Raw genomic sequence first — 19,185 nt, 5'->3', positions numbered from 1 at the left:
AGCAATACTTTGTCACACTAAGCATAGGCGTAAGGCCCGCCGCGCTCGAGGGCGCGCTGATAGGCGGGGCGGGCGTGGACCTTGTCGACAAAGGCTTTCACATGCGGACGCGAGACCGCCCCGCCGCGGGCGATGCCGGCCTCCAGCGGGAAGCTCATCATGATGTCGGCGCCGGTCATCTGGGCGCCGGCGAACCATTCGGACTTGGAAAGCTCGGCTTCCCAGTAGTCGACATGGGCCTTGATCTGCGGATCGACGAAGCCGGCCTGGGCGCGGCCAGCAATGCTCTTGACTAACCCTTTCATCAGGCCCGGCGCGCGGTTCGGCAGAGCCGTGAGAACGAGCTTCAGCAGCAAGGGCGTCATGGCCGAGCCCTCGGCATAGTGCAGCCAGTAGGTATAGCGCAGGCGCTCAGGGCTGCCCGCCGCCGGGATCAGCCGGCCTTGGCCATAGGTCTCCAGGATGTACTCCACGATCGCGCCGGTCTCGGCGATGACCTTGTCGCCGTCGGTGATGACGGGCGACTTGCCCAGCGGGTGGATGGCCTTCAGCTCGGGCGGGGCTAGCATGGTGGCGGCGTCGCGCTCGTACCGCTTGATCTCGTACGGAAGGCCCAGTTCCTCCAGCAGCCACAGGACGCGCTGGCTGCGGGAGTTGTTCAGATGGTGGACGACGATCACGGGCGCTTCCTCAATATGGATATCTTGTCGCATGAACGATGATCACGCGTTCAAGGTTCGGCAAGGTTTCCAGCGTTCAGTTCCCGACTTAGTAGAGTCGGGGGCTGTGGATGACCGGAGCGTTTAAACGGTTGTCATTGGCGGGAAAGCTGATGACGGCGGGCGGCGCCGCGCTTGGTGCGCTGCTGATCGCGGGCTCACTCTTGATCACCTGGCAGAGCGGCAAGGCCATGAGGGGCCTGGCCGAACGCTATGCCGCCACGGTGACCGCCCAGACCGGCCAGGAGATCAAGAACGACCTGGATGACGCCGACGCCGTCGTCCGCGCCTCCGCGGGCCTGTTCGCCGCCTCGTACGCCTCGGGCCAGCGCGACCGCGCCCAGTACCTGGCGCAGCTGAAGCCGATCTCGAACGCGTCCAAGACCATGCTGGGCGGCTGGCTGATGTTCGCGCCCGGCGTGCTGGGCGACGACGCCGCCTTCGCCAACCGCGCCGACCTGGGCTCGACCGCCCAGGGGCGCTTTATCGGCTACTGGGTGCGCAACGGGGATGCGCTGGCGGCCGAGCAGGGCGAGGATGCCGAGTTCGGCGAGGACTTCTTCAAGACCAGCTTCGACAGCGGCAAGCCGGCGATCCTGGAGCCCTATCGCGACAACATCACCGACGGCGGCCAGACCAAGTACGTCCTGATGACCTCGATCACCTATCCGGTGATCGCCGACGGCAAGACGGTCGGCGTCATGGGCGCGGACCTGGCGCTGGACGATATCGCCAGCCGCCTGAATGCGCTGAAGCCCTTCGACGGCGGCCGCGCCATGCTGGTCTCGCCCGGCGGCCTGTGGGTCAGCCACCCCGACGCGGCCCTGCGCATGAAGGCCTATGCCGATCCGGGCCTCGACCAGGTCAAGGCGGTGATCGCCGGCGGCGGGCCGACCGTGATCTCGGGCGTCAAGATCGGCGGCAAGCGGGCCGAGCGCCTGGTGGCGCCGGTGCGCCTGGCCTCGGGCGCGACCTGGGCGGTGGTGGTCGACGTCACCGAGGAAGCCCTGTTGGCCCCCGCGCGGCAGCTGGCCCTGGGCCTGGCCATCGGCGGCCTCGTTTTGCTGCTGGCCGCTCTGTCGGTGCTGGCCCTGACCTCGCGCAAACTGATCGCTCGCCCGCTGCTCTCCCTGCGCGACACCGTGCGGGTGATGGCCGAGCATCGCTATGACCAGCCGGTGGCAGAGCTGGAGCGCGCCGACGAGATCGGCTCGATCGCCCGCTCGCTGGAGACCCTGCGCGCCGAGCTGGAACGGGCCCAGGCCCTGCGCGAGCAGCAGGAAGCCCTGCGCGCCGCCGCCGACGCCGACCGCGACCGCGCCGCCGCCCTGACCATGTCCATCGATGAGCAGACCGCCGTGGTCCGCCAGGTGGGTGAGGCCCTGGCCGCCGTGGCCGAGGGCGACCTCAGCCGTCGCATCCCCGGTCCCTTCGCGGATGTCTACGAGCCGCTGCGCGCCGACTTCAACACCGCCGTCCAGAGCCTGGAGCAGGCCATCGGCGAGATCGCCGAGGCTGCCGACGCCATCGGCGCGGCCAGCGACACGCTGAGCCAATCCTCGACCGAACTGGCCCGCCGCACCGAACGACAGGCCCAAGGCCTGGAGCGCGCCGCCGGCTCGCTGAACGGCGTCACCAGCGCCATGGGCGAGGTCGCCGGCGGCGCCGACGAGACCCGCCGCCTGGTCGCCTCGGCGCGGGGCGAGGCCGACCAGGGCGGGACCCTGGTGGCCGAGTCCGCTCGCACCATGGGCGAGATCGACGCCTCCTCGCGCCAGATCGGCGACATCGTCGGCCTGATCGACGAGATCGCCTTCCAGACCAACCTCTTGGCGCTGAACGCCGGGGTGGAAGCCGCGCGGGCTGGTGAAGCCGGCCGTGGCTTCGCGGTGGTGGCGCAGGAAGTCCGGGCCCTGGCCCAGCGCTCGGCGGACTCCGCCAAGCAGATCAAGACCCTGATCGGGGAGTCCAATGTCCGCGTCGAGGCCGGCGTGGCCCAGGTCGAACGCACGGGCGCGGCGCTGAACGGCGTGGCGGGGCGGATGGCGGGGATCGACGCGGCGGCGACAAGGATCGCCTCGTCGGTGCGCGAACAGGCCCAGGATCTTTCGGCCGTGAACGGCGAGGTGGCCGAGATCGAGCGGTTTACCCAGCAGAACCTGGCGATGGTCGAGCAGGCGCGGGTGGCGGATGAAGCGCTGGCCGGGCAGGGGGCGCGGTTGATGGAGCTGGTGGGGCGGTTCCGGCTGGGGCGTTCGGCGGCCCGCCGCGCGGCGTGATCTAAAACCCCTCTCTCATAGAGAGAGGGAGGGGCCCGCGCGAAGCGTGGGAGGGTGAGAGGTTACGGCGTCAACCGAAGTGCCGGCACGCCGTCGAACCTCGTAACCTCTCACCCCAACCCTCTCTCTAAGAGAGAGGGAGTTACGCCCCCACCACGCTCTCCACCACGTGCGCCCGATAAAGCACCGCGATCAAATCCGTCTGGGTGATCACCCCGATCAGCCGCCGATCGCCATCCACCACCATCGCCTCGTGCGTATGGCCGCTCGACAAAATCGGCAGCAGGGCCGCGATCGGCGTGGTTTCCATGACCTTGTGCACGAACGGATCCAGCGCCGCCTCGACCTTGCGGCGGCGGTTGGTCTGCAGCTCGGCCCGGCGGGCCATGCCGATGACGCGGCCTTCGGCGTCGACCACCGGGGCGGCGCGCAGTTCGTGTTCGGCCAGGTAGGCCAGGGCGCTTTCGGCCGACTGGTCGTGGTGCAGGCTGATGACCTCGCGGGACATCACGTCGCCGCAGCGGATCTGGGCGTGCAAGCGCTGGGCGGCCGACAGCTCGACCTCGCGGAACAGGGCGTCCAGGTCCTCGCGGCTGACGTCCAGCAGCTCGCCGTAGCGGGCGAGAGCCGCGTCCAGGTCGGCGGTGTTGTAGCCGGCCGTGCGCGTCGGCGCCGTCACCGGCGGGCGGTGCGGATAGGAGTGCCCGGTGATCCGGCCCCAGATCATGCCAGCGCCGGTCAGCAACAGGCTGTCGACCAGTACGGGGTTCAGGGCGAACAGGTAGCCGGCCTCGGCCACCTTCGGCCCGCCGATCACGCAGATCAGCGCCACGGCCCCGCCCGGCGGATGCAGGCAGCCCAGCAGCATCATCACGCCGATCGCCAGACCCACGGCCAGCGGCGCGGCGATCAGGGTCTGGGGGATCAGCATCGCCACCGTGACACCGATCAGGGCCGAGACGATGTTGCCGCCCAGCACCGAGCGCGGCTGGGCCAGGGGACTGGCCGGCACGGCGAACACCAGCACCGCCGACGCCCCGATCGGCGCCACCAGCAGCGGATGCAGCCAGTCGCCGCCGCCGACGGCGAAGCGTCCCAGGATTCCGGCGAACAGCAGGCCCAGCAACGCCCCGGCTCCACCCCGCAAGGCGTCGATCGGACGGATAGGCGTCTTGCCGCGAACCAGGGCGTGAAGCGTGCTCATGGTCGGGCTCTTAGCTCGACCGCCCGCGGGCGTCTTTTCGATTTTTGTACAGCCGGTTCAAGAAATGCCCTTAAGGGCGGGGCGACGTCCGCTAACGGCCCATAGCGGCCCTCAAACCCCCGGCGGATGGTCCAACGGCTTCAGGTCCGGATCCCGCCAGCCCAGCCGCGCCGCCGGCGTGAACAGCACCTCCCGCGACCAGTGGGTCAGCGGCCACTCCTTGTCGCCCAGCGGCGTCGCCAGCAGGCGCTTGGCGGCCTCGCCGTCGTCCAGGCCCGGCGGCAGCGCCGCCTCGAAGGCGCGGATGGCGGCCAGGTAGGCCTGGGTGATGGTCTCGTGATAGCCGCTCTTGTCGTCGTTCACCCCGCCGACCGCCACGTTATAGGCGCGGATGATGCCCGGCAGGTCGCGCTCCAGCCCCGCGTCGCGGGTGCGGATCAGGCGAAGCGTGGCCGTCAGGTGGGCGGCGTGGGTCCACTGCTCCTTCGGCAGGGTGCGGTCCAGCAGGCGCTCGGCCAGGGCCGCGACTTCAGGTGCGGTATACGGTGTCATGGAACCATGCTGTAACCCAACTCCAGTATGGGGCGTAGTCGTCCCGCGCGTAGGATTGCAGCGATGAACGTCACGTCTCTCAGCCCGGCCATGGTCACGTCCCTGGCCAAGTCGCTGACGCCGGTCACGAACGATCCGGCCGCGAAGACGGATGAGGCCAAGGAGTCGGGCTCGACCTCGGCCTACGGCTCGGCCAAAGAGAGCTCCTCGCCCGGCCAGGACGTCGCCAAGAAGCTCAAGGACATGAGCAAGGCGCTGGTCGCCCTGACCCTGATCCAGGATCCGCTGGAACGGGCCAAGGCCGCCGCGCGGCTCTACAAGCAGTACTCGCAGGTGGCCAAGGACTATGCCGACGCCACCGCCGGCGGGCGTGAGGCGGCGCAGGCGGCCAGCGCCCAGAACGCGGCCCAGAACGCCGGCCAACAGCTCGACGAGAACGGCCAGCCGATCGACCCGCAGGCCGCCGCGCCCACGCCGGACGCCACCGCTCCAGTCGCCGCGCCGGTCGTGACCCCGCTGGCCGCCACGGGCGCGCCGCGCTTCGCCGCCGATATCTACATGGAAGAGATCAAGACCTTCGCCGGCGCGGCCAAGCAGATGTACGACGCCGCTGTCCAGGAGGCGAAGCTCAAGAAGCTGACTGGCAAGGGCAAGGACGACGATGGCTCGGCCGATATCGAAGACGGCAAGAAGGTCCTGACCGAAGCCGCCAAGGCGGTGGAGGGGCCGGACGCGACCGACGAGGTCCAGATGCCCAAGGGGGCTGGGTCGGTGGTGGATCTGAGCGCTTAACCCCTCTCTCATAGAGAGAGGGAGGGGCCCACGCGAAGCGTGGGAGGGTGAGAGGTTACAGCGGTTACCGGAGTGCCGGCACGCCGTCGAACCTCGTAACCTCTCACCCCAGCCCTCTCTCTAAGAGAGAGGGAGCGACGCCTCAGAAGCTGTTACTCCACCGCACCTGCTCGGGCAGCGGGAGGCTGGCCTCGAACACCAGCCCGTCCGGCTTGAAATCGAACCGCGCCTGGCCCTTCTGCTCGCGGCGGATCGAGCTTTCGATCAGGCGGGTGCCAAAGCCCTGCTGCTTGGGCGGGGTGACCGGAGGGCCGCCGACGTCGCGCCAGGTGAAGGCCAGGGTGTCGGTTACCGGGTCCAGCCGCCAGTCGATCTGAACGCGACCCTCGGGCGCCGACAGCGCGCCGTACTTGACGCTGTTGGTGGCCAGTTCGTGGAACACCATCGACAGGCCCACCGCCGTGTGCGGGGCCAGGGCGACCTCGGGGCCGGCGCGGTCGACGCGGTCCACGTGAGCGCCGACGCTGGCGGCGACCAGGGCCCCCATGTCGGCCTCGCGCCAGCCGGTGCGGGTCAAGAGGTCGTGAGCGGCCGAGAGCGCGATCAGGCGGTCGGTGAAGACCTCCAGCGGCGCATCCTTGACCTTGGCGAAGCTCTGCCTCGCCAGGGCCTGGACGGTGGCCAGGGTGTTCTTCACGCGGTGGTTCAGTTCGTTGATCATCACCCCTTGGCGCTCTTCGCGGGCCTGCAGCTCGCGGGAGGCCTCGCGCAGGGCGGCGTGGACGGCGGCGATCTCTTCCAGCCCGTGAGGATCGGCGGGCGACAGGGTCTCGCCGCGGCCGATGGCGTCGGCGTCGACCACCAGGCGGCGCATCTCGTCATTGATCCGGCGCGAATAGACCAGCGACAGGGCGATCCCCAGGGCCAGCAGCACCAGGAACACGCCGCCGGCCAGCCAGACCGAGCGGTTGACCGTGCTCGCCAGGTCCTCGCGCGGGATCGACACCACCAGGGTCCAGCCGGTCTGGGGCGAGCGGGTATAGGCGACCATGGTTGGCACGCCTTCCAGCGACAGGCTCTTGTTCACGCCCTCGGTGGAGTGGCGGAGGTTCTCCTCCATGTCCCTGGACGCCAGGGCGCCGGTGAATTTCTCGTTGAAGCGCGAGCGGGCGATGACCCGGCGGTGGTTGTCCAGCAAGGTGGCGACCCAGCGGTCGGGCACGCGCTGCTGGCGGAACACCGAGGTGAACGAGGCGGAGTCCACGACATAGGACAGCACATAGGCCTTGCCCTTGACGACGATCGGCGTGCCCACGGTGATCACCGGCTTGCCCGCCACCGGGCCTTTCAGCAGGTCGGAGACCTTGCTGCGGCCGGCCGCGAAGGCGTTGGTCTCCTCGGGCGTGCGCTTGATGCGGGGCAGGGGCTCACCCCAGGGCTTGAGCGTATTGACCACCTGCTGGCCGTCGGCGTCGGCGATGACGATCCAGCCGGGGCGGCGCTCCATGGCGCGGCGGGCGCGGGCGTGGAAGGCGGCCCAGTCGCCATTGATCAGGGCCTGGTCGGTGGCCAGGGTCTCGGCCACCGAGATGCCGACGGCGGCCTGGCGGTCGACGGCGCCGTTCAGGGCGCGGGCGGTGGTCACCAGCTGCTGATACAGCTGCCCGCGCGACTCGCGGTCGGCGCCGGCCAGCAGGAACCCCATCGACAGCAGGGCGGGCACCAGCAGGCTGACGGTCAGGAGGACGAGCCGGCCACGCACCGAGCCGATGCGACGGCGTCCGCCGAAGACTCCCCCGTTCAGCCGTTCCATGCGGTGGCGCGCCCGCTGCGACGAGGGCGCGGTATCGCCCTCCAGACTTGTATACCGAAGCGAGTCGCGTCCGGCGTCTTAAAAAACCCGTTGCTCGGTTAACGAGCGTGGCCGTAGCCGCATCGGGGTTTTGTGCGTTATGAACCTCGTCATGAAGAACCTGCCCAACATCCTGACCGGCTCGCGCCTCGTGATGGCGCTGTTCATGTTCGTCGCCCTGGCGGTGGCCGCTGGCGCGGTGCCGTTCATCGGCGACCGCATCTCGGTCGACAGCCAGCTGCGGCTGGAGCGCTGGGCGTTCTACGCCTTCGTCGTCGCCTCGGTGACCGACTTCTTCGACGGCTGGCTGGCGCGCAAGCTGGACGCCGTCAGCGTCTGGGGCGCGATCCTGGATCCCATCGGCGACAAGATCCTGGTCTGCGGCGCCCTGCTGGGCCTGATGGCCCTGGGGCCCAATGCGATGGTCGTGCTGCCGGCGGGCCTGATCCTGTTCCGCGAATTCACCGTCAGCGCCCTGCGCGAGGTCGGGGCCGGCAAGGGCGTCAAGCTGCCGGTGACCCTGCTGGCCAAGTGGAAGACCACGCTGCAGCTGGTGGCGATCGGGGCGGAGCTGATTTTGGCGTCGTGGGGCGCGTTCAACCTGCCGCCGGAGCCGGCGGTGATGGGCGGGTTTACGGTCGTGGCGCATGCGTTGCTGTGGATCGCGACGCTGGTGACGCTGATCACGGGCGCGCAGTACTGGGAAGCGGCGCGGAAGGCGCTGACTTAGAACTCCGCCCGCCGATGCAGTGATCTCTCCTCCCCCTTTGGGGGAGGGGGACCGCCGGAACGGCGGTGGAGGGGCTTGCGCCGGCCGACTCATGACCAGCCCCCTCCGTCACGCCACGCTACGCGGGCGCGCCACCTCCCCCAAGAGGGGGAGGAGAGTTTTCTGAACCTCTGGCGTCATCCCCCGTTCCCCCAAGCACAGCTTCCCGGGGGAACCACCGTTTGACTCTCCACCAAGGCCTCGCCTTCGGCCTGATCGCCACGACCATCGCCGCCTTCGTCTGGGGCCGTTGGCGCTATGACCTGATCGCCCTGGGCGCCCTGGCCGCCGGCATGGCCATGGGGCTGATCCCGGTGAAGGCCGCGTTCGACGGCTTCGCCAACGACATCGTCATCATCATCGCCAGCGCCCTGGTGCTGTCGGCCGCCGTCGCCCGTTCGGGCGTCGTCGACCTGCTGATGGCCCCGCTGCTGCCCAAATTGAAGGACGAGCGCACCCAGGTGCCGGTGCTGGCCGGGACGACGGCGGTGCTGTCGATGGCCACCAAGAACGTCGGGGCCCTGGCCCTGATGATGCCCAGCGCCTTGCAGATCGCCCGCCGCACCGGCGTGCCGCCCGGCCGCATCCTGATGCCCATGGCATTCGGCTCGCTGGTTGGCGGCCTGGCGGTGCTGGTCGGCACCTCGCCCAACATCATCGTCTCGGAGGTGCGCCAGGAGGCCCTGGGCCAGCCGTTCCGGATGTTCGACTTCTTCCCGGTCGGCGGCATTCTGACGGTGATCGCCATCACCTACCTGACCTTCGCCTATCGCCTGCTGCCCAAGGAGCGCCAGGCGGCCATCGATGTCGACGCGGCCCTGGCGGCCAACGCCTATGTCACCGAGGTCGAGGTCCCCGAGGGCTGGACCTTCCAGACCGGCAGCGTCGCGGCCCTGAAGAAGGCCGGCGAGGGCGCCGTGTCGCTGGTGGCCATCCTGCGCGGCCGCGAGCGGATGGAAGCGCCGCACGCCAATCTCAAGCTCCATCCCGGCGACGTCCTCCTGCTGGAGGGCGAGCAGCAGGCGCTGAACCAGCTGATCGTCACCGCCAAGCTGAAGCTGCGCGACGCCGACCGGCCGCTGGTCATGAACGAGCCGACCGAGGAGGTCCGCGTGGTCGAGGCGGTGATCGGCGGCGAGAGCGACCTGATCGGCAAGTCGGCCCGCAGCGTCACCCTGTCCGACACCCATGGCGTCAACCTGCTGGGCGTCAGCCGCAGCGGCCACCGCATGGCCGGCCGCCTGGCGACGATCCGCCTGAAGGCCGGCGACATCATCGTGCTGCAAGGCGCCGAGCAGTCGCTGCCGGGCGCTCTACAAGCTTTAGGCCTGCTGCCGCTGGCCGAGCGCGAGGTGCGGCTGGGCGGCGTGCGCCACGCCATCCTGCCGGTGGCGATCCTGGTCGTGGCCATGGCCCTGGTGGCGACCGGGGTGATCCCGGTGGCGGCCGGCTTCTTCGGGGCGGCGGTGCTGGTCGTGGCGACGGGCGCGCTGCGCATGCGCGAGGCCTATGCGGCGCTGGAGGCGCCCGTGCTGGTGCTGGTCGCGGCCCTGATCCCGGTCAGCGACACGATCGAGAAGACCGGCGGCGCCGACCTGATCTCGGCCTGGCTGTCGGGCGCGTTCCATGGCCTGCCGCCGATCGCCACCCTGACGGCGATGATGGCCGTGGCCATGGCCGCCACGCCATTCCTGAACAACGCCGCCACGGTGCTGATCGCGGCCCCGATCGGCATGGGCCTGGCCCAGCGGCTGGGGCTGTCGCCGGATCCGTTCCTGATGGCCGTGGCGGTGGGGGCGGGGTGTGATTTCCTCACGCCCGTCGGCCACCAGTGCAACACGCTGGTGCTGGGGCCGGGCGGTTATCGCTTCGGCGACTACGCGAGGCTGGGCGCGCCGCTCAGCGCGCTGATCCTGCTGATCGCGCCGTGGCTGATCGCCTGGGTGTGGCCGTTTGCTCGTTAAGTCCGCCGCAGGATGTTGTCTCTCCTCCCCCTTTGGGGGAGGGGGACCGGCGAACGCCGGTGGAGGGGCCAGCGCTGGCCGACTCATGACTAGCCCCCTCCGTCACGCCGCGCTTCGCGGGCGCGCCACCTCCCCCAAGAGGGGGAGGAGAGTTGAGGCTTGCCGTTCTCAGACCGCGTCGTTCGCCGTCAGGCGCTCCAGCGCCTCGACCAGTTCCGGATCCGGCGCGCCGTCCAGCAGCCAGGCCGGGGGCTGCGCCGGGCGTTCGCCGTCCTCGCGTTCGGATCGCATCATCGTGGCCAGCCAGCTGGCGCCGGTCATCCGCAGAACCATCGTCGTCTCCTCGCGATGATGATCCTGAGAATGAATTGCAAATGCGACTCTCGCAAGCCTCTTCGATCAAGCGTCTCACATCACAGGAAAAAATCTCGCCCAGACAAGGCAACGCTCGAAACGCCATACCAGGCGCGGCTTGCGCCTCAAGTAGATCGAATATTCCTTCCTTGATTTTTGGAATAAAATCAGCGATATTGCCCCATCGAATTCGCTGCCGCTCGGCCTGCTATTCCTTGCTCCCGTGGTGGAGCGCCGGACGCGCCTTCCGAACTTCCAACGAAATTTGATCGCTGATCGGGACGTTTTCGGTCGGCGAACACCCGTGACTAAGGATACTCCCCCATGGCTACTGGCACCGTGAAGTGGTTCAATTCCACCAAGGGCTTCGGCTTCATCCAGCCGGACAACGGCGGCAACGACATCTTCGTCCACATCTCGGCCGTTGAACGCGCTGGCCTCGGCTCGCTGAACGAAGGTCAAAAGATCTCGTTCGAGCCGGAAGTCGACCGCCGCAGCGGCAAGACCTCGGCCGGCCAGCTGCAAGCGGTCTAAGCGACCCGCGGCGAGCCGACAGGTTCTACGAACAGGCCAGCGCTCGCGCTGGCCTGTTTTCGTTTGGAGCGAGGCCTGAGCCGAAAACCCTCTCTCATAGAGAGAGGGAGGGACCCGCGCCGTAGGCGTGGGAGGGTGAGAGGTTTCGCCGGTGGCCGGTAAGTCCGAGTTCTTTCCGCCGACTCCCGTCATCCGTCTCACTGTCCTGTCCGGTGAGGGTGTAACCTCTCACCCTCCCACCGCTTCGCGGCGGGCCCCTCCCTCTCTCTATGAGAGAGGGTTTTAGGAAGGCGTAGCGCTCGACCCTTGACGCCGCCCCGCCGTCCAGCTTTCCCATTCCCCATGTCCCGGCTGCTCGCCATCCTCTTCGCCGCCTTCACGCTGGCCGCCTGCGGTTCCCTGCCGCGCGATGCGTTCACGGCCAGCGACCTGGCGGCCGAGGCGCCCAAGGGGCTGAACGATATCCGCTTCAACGCCAGCGACGCCGAGGCCGGCATCCGCTTCGCCGAGGCCGCTCGCACCCGACGCGCCAACCAGAAGACCTTCGACGTGCTGGCCATCTCGGGCGGCGGCTCGAACGGGGCTTACGGGGCCGGCGTGCTGGTGGGCTGGACCAAGACCGGCCAGCGACCCGAGTTCGACATCGTCACGGGCGTCTCGACCGGCGCCCTGACCGCGCCCTTCGCCTTCCTCGGCCCCGACTGGGACCGCCGCCTGACCGAGGCCTACACCAGCAAGGCCGCCGACAAGATCCTGGAGAAGCGCGGCATCGACCTGCTGTTCCGGCCCGGCTTCTACGACACCAAGGCGCTGCGGGCCCTGGTCGACAAATATGTCGACGCGCCGATGCTGTATGCGATCGCCATGGAGCACGCCAAGGGCCGGCGGCTGCTGATCGCCACCACCAATCTCGACACCGAGGAGACGGTGATCTGGGACATGGGCGCCATCGCCGCGCGTGGCGACGAGGCCTCGCGCAAGCTGTTCCAGGACGTGCTGGTGGCCTCGGCCAGCATCCCCGGCGTCTTCCCGCCCACCCTGATCGAGGTCGAGGGCGCCGGACGCAAGCTGTCGGAAATGCATGTCGACGGCGGGGTGACGATCCCGTTCTTCGTGGCCCCGGAGTCGCTGTTGCTGTGGACCGCGCCCAAGGCCGGCGAGGCGCGGCCGGGCCACATCACGGTGCTGGTCAACGGCAAGATCGGCGGGGCGTTCGGCTTCACCAAGGGCGGCACCCTGTCGGTGGTGGGCCGCTCGTGGCTGACCATGAGCAAGGCGCTGATGCGCACCCACCTGACCGCCAGCGCCGCCTTCGCCCGGCGCAACGGCGGCAGCCTGGTCTATGCGGCCATTCCCGACGACGCGGCCGTCGACACCTCGGGCCTGGACTTCAGCGCCGACAACCGCCGGACCCTGTTCGACCTTGGCAAGCGCCGGGCCGAGATGGAGATCGCCTGGGCGCAGCCGGCGATCCCCGAAGCGGCTCCGCCGGTTATTGCGGCCCCGTCCAGCCCGCCGGCGGCGAGCCGGTGAAGTCGGCCATCTGGGCGTCCAGGGCCTTCTTGAAGCCCGGACGCGCCAGGCAGCGCGCCAGATAGGCTGCCAGCTTGGGATACTCCGCCAGCATCGGCTCGGGGATCATGCGCAGCACGTCGGCCATCAGGATGTCGCCGGCCGTGAAGGCGTCGCCGTCCAGATAGGCCTTGTCGCCCAGCCGGGTCTCCAGCTCGCCCAGCCGCATGCGCACCCAGCCCTCGACGCGCGGACGAGCCTCCTCGGTCCAGGCCTGGCCGGCGCAGAAGATGTTCAGCTCGGCCAGCATGGCGATCGGGGTCTCCATGGTGTTGAGCGCGCAGAAGATCCAGGTCTGGACCCTTGCCCGGCCCGCCGCGTCGCGCGGCATCAGCGCCTCATGGCGCTCGGCCAGGTGCAGCACGATCGCGCCGCTCTCGAACATCTCGACCTCGTCGTCGACATAGGCCGGGACCTGGCCGAACGGCTGCTTGGCGCGGTAGGCGGTCTTGTCGTCCAGGCGGATCAGCTCGGCCTCATAGGGCATGTCGGCCTCTTCCAGCGCCCAGCGGACCCGCAGGTCGCGGACATGGCCCCGGGCAATGCCGGGCACCCAGGCATAGGCGGAAACGAGCGCGTTCATTGGGCGGTCTCCAGATAGGCGGCCATTTTCTCGAACAGGCTGCTCCAGCCGCCGATGTGGGCGTCGCGGGCCTCGAGCGTCTTGAACGGCGCCTGGTGGAAGCGGAACAGGGTGCGGCCGCTGGCCATGGTGACGAAGGTGACGGTGACCAGGTTATCGACGTCGAAGGCCCCATCGTCCCAGCGGAAGGTCATGACGATGCGCTCGTTCGGGACGATCTCCTTGTAGACCCCCGACTTCCAGACCTCGCGGCCCTCCTCGCTGAGCATGCCGTAGTGATAGGTCCCGCCGACGCGGAAATCCTGCTCGATGGCCAGCGGGGTGAAGCTCTTGGGGCCCCACCATTTCATCAGGTGTTCGGGCTTGGTCCAGACGCGGAACACCAGCTCGCGCGGGGCGTCGAAGATGCGTTCGATCAGGAGCTCGTCGTCCTGGATCACGACAGTGTCGGTCATTCGGAAGTGTCCTTTGAGTTGGCTTCCTCGGCCTGCAGCTCCGCCAGATAGTCGGCCATGCGGTCGAAGCTCTGGTCCCAGAAGCGGCGGTAGTAGTCGATCCAGCCATAGGCCCGTTGCAGGGCCTCCGGTTCCAGCTTGCAGGGGCGAGCTTGCGCCTCGCGCGAGCGGCTGATCAGCCCCGCGCCCTCCAGCACCTTCAAGTGGCGCGAGACGGCGGGCAGGCTGATGTCGAACGGCTCGGCCAGCTGGTTGACCGTGGCCTCGCCGCTGGCCAGCCGGGCGAGGATCGCCCGGCGGGTCGGGTCGGCCAGGGCCTGGAAGGTGACGGAGAGGGGATCGGTCATTTATTTAACAAGTTTGCTAATTAACAAGATCGTTAAATTGAAGGCGCGCGTTTGTCAACCGGTGTTCTGCCGGTCTTGATCGAGGATCAGATGGCGGTCTGGAGGGAGAAGCCGGTCATCAGCGACGCCGTGTTGAACACCCCGATCAGCACGACGCCCGTGTCCGTGAAGTCGGCGGCCGACAGCGTGGTGTCGCCGTCGCCGACATGGACCAGGCCCACCAGTGTCCTGAGGTTGGTGCTGTCGTACATCGCGACCAGATAGGCGCCGCCGGCGGCCAGACCGGTGATGCTGGACGTGCCGATGGCGTCGGCGAAGGTGGTCTTGATATCGGTGTGGAAGGCCGCGGCGGTCGAGAGCCCGATGAACGAGACGTTGGTGGTGGCGGCCGTGGCGACGTCGGTCGAGCTGATCGACTGCAACACCATGCTGTCGCCGCTGTTCAGGCCCGCCAGGGTCGAGCCCTTCGACAGGCCGTGGACACCGTTGATCGAGAAATGATCGTCGCCAGCGCTGAACCGCAGGGGGGTGACGCCAATATTCCCATTGCCGGTCGGGGTGGAGGCGATGGCGACGACGCCAGCCAGGGACGTGCTGGCGCCGCCGCCGACGGTCTCGGTGTTGTCGGTGAAGACGATCGTGGCGCGGGCGTTCGTCGAGCCGGTGTAGATCTTGTCCGCGCCGCGATAGGCATGGGAGGTGTCGTTCGCCGGTCCCAGATAGATGGTGTCCGTCCCATTGTTGGCGTTCACAGTGTCGCTCCCGGCGCCCAGGATGATCGTGTCGGACTGGCTGCTGGCCATGGTGACCGTCAGCGCGCCGGTGAAGGCGCCGGCGTCGATATCGGCGGCGGCGCTGGCGTCCATGGTCATGGCTAGGGGCTTGGCGCCTGTGATCACCTGTTTGGCGGTGACGGCGTTCGTGCTGATCGTGTATCCGGCCGCGGCGCCGCCCGTGACGATGTTGAGGGTTTCCAGGCCCGCGATGCCGTTGAGCTTGTTCACCACCGAGGCCGTCGCGCTCGTGCTGGCGAAGTTCAGAGTCAGGCTATCGGATGCGCCGCTGCCGCCGCCGACTAGGCCTAGCGACAGTGTGGTCTTCGTCGTGCTGCTCGTCAGCGTGATCGTCTCGCCGATTTCGATACCGGTGAGGCTGACGGATGTCAGGCTGGAGCCGTCGATCTGCAACTCGGTCAGCCCGTGCCCGGCCAGCAGGCTGGCGTTCTGGGTCAAGGCGCTGCCGGCGCCCATGTTGAAACGGAGGGCCTCGATGTTGCTGACATTGGTCAGGGCGGTGCGGGAGGTCACGGAGCCGGACACGCTCAGCACGTCGTAGCCCGCACCGCCGTCGACGGTGTCGGCGCTGGTCAGGTTGGCGCCGAAATAGACGACGTCGTCGCCTGACCCCAGCTTGATCGTCTGGTCGGCCGCGCCGAGCGTAAACGACGTGCTGCCGATCGTGACGCCGCCGGTGGTCGCGCTGGCGTCTATGGTGGCGACGGTCCTTACCTTTTCCGTCGAGCTGGCGACGCTCAGGGTCAGTGGCGCGGCGCCGGTGATGTTGATCGTCGCCAGGCTGGTCTGGGCGCTGTCGGTCGACAGGACAAAGGCGTTGGCCGTTCCGTTCGAGGCGATGTTCAGCGTCTCGAACATATTTGTGGCGGGCGACGCGGCGGTCAGGAAGATCGTGGCGTTGCTGGTGACATTGGTCAGGCTCAGTTCGGCGACGTCGGCCGTCCCGGTCAGGGCGCCGGCGGCGTAGTTAAAGGTCGTGACCCGGCCGGACCCGACATTGGCGACGGCCATCTTGGCAATGTGCTCCAGGTTCTGGAACACGATGTTGCCGGCCGAGTCGCTGTTGACGACCTCGGTGAAGGCCGCGGCGCCGGCCATGTTCAGGGTGAACGTGCCGGAGCCGACGATCGCCTGCAGGCGCTCGATGTTGCTGATCGTGGGCCCCGACATCGCGAAGGTCGCCGTCGCGCCGCTGACGGCCCTCAGGGTATCGACGCCGCCCGCGCCGTCCAGCTTGTCGCCAGCGTTCAGCGTTCCGGAAGCGCCGACCGTGCCGGTGAAGGTGTCGTCCGCGCCCTGGCCGGTGAAGTCGTCCGTTCCCGTGGTCAGGCTGAAGGCCTGGGAGACCGGGGCGGGATCCGGCTCGGGCTCCGGTTCGGGCGGAGGCGGCGGCGGGGGCTCGTAGCCGACGACGGTGTCGGGCGGCGGCGGGGTGATCACGGGCTGGCCCGTTCCGCTGGAGCCCGAGCCCTCCACCGGCTTGTAGGTCGTGGTGATGTCGGTGTTGTAGACCGCGTCGCCCTTGATGACCCCCAGCAGGAAGTTGTTGGCCGCGGCGGCGTACAGGCCGACATCGGCCTTGATGGCCTCGCCCAGCAGGTAGCCTGCGGCGGCCGCCTTCAGGGCCAGGTCGATCTGGGCCTGGCTCATGCCGTCGGTGATCATGCCGGCGCTCTTGGCCGTGGCCAGCAGGGCGTCCTGGCGGGAGACGATGTCGGCGATGGCCTTGGCCGCGTCGATGCCGGCGGCCGTGGCGTAGGCGTGGCCGATGATGGTCTCGTAGATCGACGCCACGTAGTCGGAAAAGCTCAGCGCGCCGTACTTGCCCGCGAAGGCCGCCGCGCCTTCGCCCTCCACGCCGAGGTTGGCGGAGAAGTTGATGTAGCGGTTCTCGGTGTTGAACTGGGCGTAGTAGGCGTCGTTCAGGCCGTTGGGATTGGCGGTCGAGCCCAGCAGGTACGCCAGGCCGTCCTGGGTCGGGCTCTTGCCGGTGAAGAACTGGTAGCTGAGCACCGCCAGCGACGTGCCGCCGTCGACGCTGTTCAGGATGAAGCCGATCCGATCCTGGTCGCTGAACGACGCATTGGTCATGATCTGCAAGGTGGAGAGGGTCTGGGCGTCGGGTTCGACCCCGCCGTGCGCCGCCGTCCAGGCCATGACGAGCTGCTTCAGCGTATAGGCTATTATGACACTCCTAGTGTCGAATCATCACTGAGGCCCTTGTAGCTGAATCGGCGAAAAGTTCGGTAGTCGACTTTCGTGTGCTTTGGGGATGGGGCGCGGCGTTAGAACTCGATCATGCGGCCGATGTAGTTGCGTAAGCCAAAGGTTTCGTAGGTCGCGACCGTGTTCAGGGGGCCGCTGAAGTGGCCGGCCATGCCCACCAGCTTGACCACGGCGCCGTTGTTTTCGTCGTACGTGGCGCTGTTGCTGAAATCCCAGACGACATAGGCGTCTGCGCCTAGCTCGAACCAGTGCACGACGTCCGCCCCCCCGGCGGTCGTGCTGGCCGAGCTCGCGTTCAGATAGTCGATCAGGGTCGTGTGGCCGGTCACTTGGGTGACGGCGCCGGTGAAGCCGCTGAACTCCAAGCCTAGGCGATCGCCCGGGTCGCCCAGCCCCGTGACCGTGGTGAAGCGGGTGGCGCTGTTGACCGCTCTGAGGAACACGACGTCGTCGCCCGTCCCGACATCGATCACGTTCGCGCCGCCGCCGACGGCGACCACGTCCGTGGCGTCGCCGCCGGTATAGGTGACGGCGCCCCGCCCGCGGAAATAGAAGATGTTGTCGTGGTGCGCCGCGCCCGTGACCGTGACGTTGGCGGTGGTGGCCAGATTGCCCCACTGGTAGAAGAAGACATCGCCGTCGAAGCTGCTGGCGTCGACCTTGCTCAGGTTGTCGCTGACCAAGGCTTCAACGTACATGTAGCCGGCGCCCGTCAGGTTCACCACGGTCGCGGAGGCGTCGCGCCACTCCATCGCCGCATAGGCGCCGGGAACCCAGCCGGTCTGGTCCATGTGGATGTTCATGGTCTCGACGGCTGTGCTGTAGACGGCGCCCAGGAACACGCCGGTGCTGGGCGCGGGGCCGGTGTAGTTCAGGGTCAGGCTGTCGTTCACGCTGGTGAAGTCGCCGCCCAGCGTGAAGTTCGCCTCGCCGTCGATCTCCACAGTGGCGCCGCTGGCCAGGCCGGTGATGGTCCCGCTGTCCTTGGCCTTGATCAGGCTGGCGCCGCCCAGGGCCGAAACGTCGATGACGCGGCTGCCCAGAGAGCCGATATCCAGCACCTCGAAGCCCGTGACGTAGGTGGTCGCGAAGGCCGACGCGGCGGCGGCGGCGGAGAGCTTCAGGACGTCGTGGCTGCCGGCCCCGCCGTCGATCGTCGCGCCGATCGTGGCGGCGTTGCTCAGGGTCACCGTGTCGTCGCCGTCGCCGGTCGCGATGGACTTGCTGATCGATGCGCCGGTTACGGTGAGCACGTCGGCGGCCGAACCCGTGCTGACAGCCGTGACGCCGCCATCGACCTTGGCGGTGATCGCGCCGGTGGCCGTCCCGGCGCTCAGCGTGGTCAGGTTGGAGAAGCTGGTGAGATCGCCGGCGTCGAAGGCGCCCGCGCCGGTCACGGTGATCGTCTCCAGGTTTGTGGCGTTCGTCTCGATATACAGCGTCAGCGCGCTGGAGCCGCCGATCGTCAGCGTCTTCAGGGCGTTCATGCGCATATCCAGGGTCGAGGCGCCGCCTTCCCGGTTGATGTTCAGAGTCTGGTAGACGGCCTGGTCCGAGAAGTCGCCGATGAAGGCGTCGACCGTCGCGGTCAGGGTCGTGGCGGCCGACGGCCCGGCGCTGTTGTTGATGCTGAAGAGCGCGCCGTGCGCGATCTTCAGCGTGGTCACCGCGCTGCCGAAGAAGTTGACGCTGTTGAAGCCGTCGGCCTCCAGCGTCGTGATCGCGCCCGCATTGCTGTTGATGGTGAAATTGTCGCCGGTATGCCCGGCCGTGTTGGCGTCGGCGGTGATGGCTTGCGAGCCCTTGACCTTGATCGCCGTGGTCAGGGCCGTGCCGTCGATGACCGCCGTGCCGCCCGACAGGGTGCTGTTCACCGCATTGGTGGCGGTCAGGGTGATGTCGGCCGAGGTCCCGGCGACGATGTTGAGCACGCCCGGGCCGGTGCTGGCTCGCGTGAAGACCAGGGCGCCGGTCGGGGCGGCGTTCGTGCCGACGCGGACCGTGCCGCCGCTGTTGGCGATCGATACGGTCACGTCGTGGCCGCCGTCGGCGATGAAGGTGAAGCCGCCCTGGTCGGTGTTGGTGATCGTGACGTCCTGGGCCGCGCCGGCCGTGATCTGCGTCGACTCCTTGTCGGTGACGGTCAGCTTGGTCACGTCCGTCCAGCCGCTGGTGTCCGCATAGACGCC

At 68.4% G+C, this 19,185-nt stretch carries 16 protein-coding genes and 1 pseudogene; 7 read left to right on the top strand and 10 right to left on the bottom strand.

Annotated features, from left to right (window positions below; translation table 11 throughout):
• Nucleotides 1-17: 17 nt before the first annotated feature.
• Nucleotides 18-680: a glutathione S-transferase gene (locus J7528_RS03395; protein ID WP_291871855.1), complete on the bottom strand. Its 663-nt coding sequence runs from the start codon at nt 678-680 to the stop codon at nt 18-20.
• Nucleotides 681-784: 104 nt separating this feature from the next.
• Between J7528_RS03395 and J7528_RS03390 the strand changes: the two genes are divergently transcribed.
• Both J7528_RS03390 and J7528_RS03385 read left to right on the top strand, forming a co-directional pair.
• Nucleotides 785-2,998, top strand: coding sequence for a methyl-accepting chemotaxis protein (locus tag J7528_RS03390; protein WP_291871854.1), 2,214 nt, complete (start codon nt 785-787; stop codon nt 2,996-2,998).
• Between the two features lie 24 nt (nt 2,999-3,022).
• Nucleotides 3,023-3,106: pseudogene (locus tag J7528_RS03385) on the top strand (hypothetical protein); the annotation flags it as partial.
• A gap of 34 nt (nt 3,107-3,140) precedes the next feature.
• Here J7528_RS03385 and J7528_RS03380 read toward each other — a convergent pair.
• Both J7528_RS03380 and J7528_RS03375 read right to left on the bottom strand, forming a co-directional pair.
• Nucleotides 3,141-4,202, bottom strand: a complete 1,062-nt coding sequence (locus tag J7528_RS03380; protein ID WP_291871358.1) for an HPP family protein — start codon at nt 4,200-4,202, stop codon at nt 3,141-3,143.
• A 111-nt stretch (nt 4,203-4,313) separates the two neighbouring features.
• On the bottom strand, nt 4,314-4,754 hold the full coding sequence (locus tag J7528_RS03375; RefSeq protein ID WP_291871356.1) for a hypothetical protein: 441 nt from the start codon (nt 4,752-4,754) through the stop codon (nt 4,314-4,316).
• A gap of 63 nt (nt 4,755-4,817) precedes the next feature.
• On the opposite strand from J7528_RS03375, the gene J7528_RS03370 reads away from it, so the two are divergent.
• Entirely contained in the window at nt 4,818-5,546 is a 729-nt protein-coding gene (locus J7528_RS03370; protein ID WP_291871354.1) for a hypothetical protein, read from the top strand.
• 142 nt (nt 5,547-5,688) lie between these two features.
• On the opposite strand, the gene J7528_RS03365 is transcribed toward J7528_RS03370, so the two are convergent.
• Nucleotides 5,689-7,359: an HWE histidine kinase domain-containing protein gene (locus J7528_RS03365; RefSeq protein WP_291871352.1), complete on the bottom strand. Its 1,671-nt coding sequence runs from the start codon at nt 7,357-7,359 to the stop codon at nt 5,689-5,691.
• A gap of 151 nt (nt 7,360-7,510) precedes the next feature.
• Here J7528_RS03365 and pgsA point away from each other — a divergent pair, with 151 nt between their 5' ends.
• Both pgsA and J7528_RS03355 read left to right on the top strand, forming a co-directional pair.
• Nucleotides 7,511-8,128, top strand: a complete 618-nt coding sequence (pgsA, locus tag J7528_RS03360; protein WP_291871350.1) for a CDP-diacylglycerol--glycerol-3-phosphate 3-phosphatidyltransferase — start codon at nt 7,511-7,513, stop codon at nt 8,126-8,128.
• 221 nt (nt 8,129-8,349) lie between these two features.
• Nucleotides 8,350-10,131: an SLC13 family permease gene (locus tag J7528_RS03355; protein ID WP_291871348.1), complete on the top strand. Its 1,782-nt coding sequence runs from the start codon at nt 8,350-8,352 to the stop codon at nt 10,129-10,131.
• 168 nt (nt 10,132-10,299) lie between these two features.
• Here J7528_RS03355 and J7528_RS03350 read toward each other — a convergent pair whose 3' ends face one another.
• Entirely contained in the window at nt 10,300-10,464 is a 165-nt protein-coding gene (locus J7528_RS03350) for a hypothetical protein (protein WP_291871346.1), read from the bottom strand.
• Nucleotides 10,465-10,809: 345 nt separating this feature from the next.
• On the opposite strand from J7528_RS03350, the gene J7528_RS03345 reads away from it, so the two are divergent.
• Together J7528_RS03345 and J7528_RS03340 are read left to right on the top strand one after the other, a co-directional pair.
• On the top strand, nt 10,810-11,019 hold the full coding sequence (locus J7528_RS03345) for a cold-shock protein (RefSeq protein ID WP_291871344.1): 210 nt from the start codon (nt 10,810-10,812) through the stop codon (nt 11,017-11,019).
• A gap of 342 nt (nt 11,020-11,361) precedes the next feature.
• Nucleotides 11,362-12,552, top strand: coding sequence for a patatin-like phospholipase family protein (locus J7528_RS03340; RefSeq protein ID WP_291871341.1), 1,191 nt, complete (start codon nt 11,362-11,364; stop codon nt 12,550-12,552).
• Here the strand turns inward: J7528_RS03340 and J7528_RS03335 are convergent.
• The 5 genes from J7528_RS03335 to J7528_RS03315 form a co-directional block, all read right to left on the bottom strand.
• Nucleotides 12,512-13,174 (bottom strand): glutathione S-transferase family protein, encoded by a 663-nt coding sequence (locus J7528_RS03335; RefSeq protein WP_291871338.1) that lies wholly within the window; start codon nt 13,172-13,174, stop codon nt 12,512-12,514. The two genes, J7528_RS03340 and J7528_RS03335, sit on opposite strands and share 41 nt — an antisense overlap.
• Entirely contained in the window at nt 13,171-13,629 is a 459-nt protein-coding gene (locus J7528_RS03330) for an SRPBCC domain-containing protein (RefSeq protein ID WP_291871337.1), read from the bottom strand. The genes J7528_RS03335 and J7528_RS03330 overlap by 4 nt, the downstream gene beginning before the upstream one ends.
• A complete protein-coding gene (locus J7528_RS03325; RefSeq protein WP_291871335.1) occupies nt 13,626-13,976 on the bottom strand; it encodes a metalloregulator ArsR/SmtB family transcription factor in 351 nt (116 codons plus the stop codon). Before J7528_RS03325 ends, J7528_RS03330 begins: the two co-directional genes overlap by 4 nt.
• A gap of 86 nt (nt 13,977-14,062) precedes the next feature.
• Nucleotides 14,063-16,927, bottom strand: coding sequence for a hypothetical protein (locus tag J7528_RS03320; protein WP_291871332.1), 2,865 nt, complete (start codon nt 16,925-16,927; stop codon nt 14,063-14,065).
• A 128-nt stretch (nt 16,928-17,055) separates the two neighbouring features.
• Nucleotides 17,056-19,185 (bottom strand): hypothetical protein (locus J7528_RS03315; RefSeq protein ID WP_291871330.1); only part of this gene is annotated, 2,130 nt, incomplete at its 5' end.

The sequence above is a fragment of the Caulobacter sp. genome, from assembly GCF_017744445.1.
In the GTDB taxonomy this organism is placed as follows: domain Bacteria; phylum Pseudomonadota; class Alphaproteobacteria; order Caulobacterales; family Caulobacteraceae; genus Caulobacter.
The sequence above is the reverse complement of the archived record's forward strand: the minus strand, read 5'-3'. Positions and strand labels throughout refer to the sequence as shown.

Excerpts from the sequence above, each read along its gene's own strand:
- J7528_RS03380 (WP_291871358.1), bottom strand. The coding sequence starts at position 4,202 with ATGAGCACGCTTCACGCCCTGGTTCGCGGCAAGACGCCTATCCGTCCG.
- J7528_RS03375 (WP_291871356.1), bottom strand. The coding sequence starts at position 4,754 with ATGACACCGTATACCGCACCTGAAGTCGCGGCCCTGGCCGAGCGCCTG.
- J7528_RS03370 (WP_291871354.1), top strand. The coding sequence starts at position 4,818 with ATGAACGTCACGTCTCTCAGCCCGGCCATGGTCACGTCCCTGGCCAAG.
- J7528_RS03365 (WP_291871352.1), bottom strand. The coding sequence starts at position 7,359 with ATGGAACGGCTGAACGGGGGAGTCTTCGGCGGACGCCGTCGCATCGGC.
- pgsA (WP_291871350.1), top strand. The coding sequence starts at position 7,511 with ATGAAGAACCTGCCCAACATCCTGACCGGCTCGCGCCTCGTGATGGCG.
- J7528_RS03350 (WP_291871346.1), bottom strand. The coding sequence starts at position 10,464 with ATGGTTCTGCGGATGACCGGCGCCAGCTGGCTGGCCACGATGATGCGA.
- J7528_RS03345 (WP_291871344.1), top strand. The coding sequence starts at position 10,810 with ATGGCTACTGGCACCGTGAAGTGGTTCAATTCCACCAAGGGCTTCGGC.
- J7528_RS03340 (WP_291871341.1), top strand. The coding sequence starts at position 11,362 with ATGTCCCGGCTGCTCGCCATCCTCTTCGCCGCCTTCACGCTGGCCGCC.
- J7528_RS03335 (WP_291871338.1), bottom strand. The coding sequence starts at position 13,174 with ATGAACGCGCTCGTTTCCGCCTATGCCTGGGTGCCCGGCATTGCCCGG.
- J7528_RS03330 (WP_291871337.1), bottom strand. The coding sequence starts at position 13,629 with ATGACCGACACTGTCGTGATCCAGGACGACGAGCTCCTGATCGAACGC.
- J7528_RS03325 (WP_291871335.1), bottom strand. The coding sequence starts at position 13,976 with ATGACCGATCCCCTCTCCGTCACCTTCCAGGCCCTGGCCGACCCGACC.
- J7528_RS03320 (WP_291871332.1), bottom strand. The coding sequence starts at position 16,927 with ATGGCCTGGACGGCGGCGCACGGCGGGGTCGAACCCGACGCCCAGACC.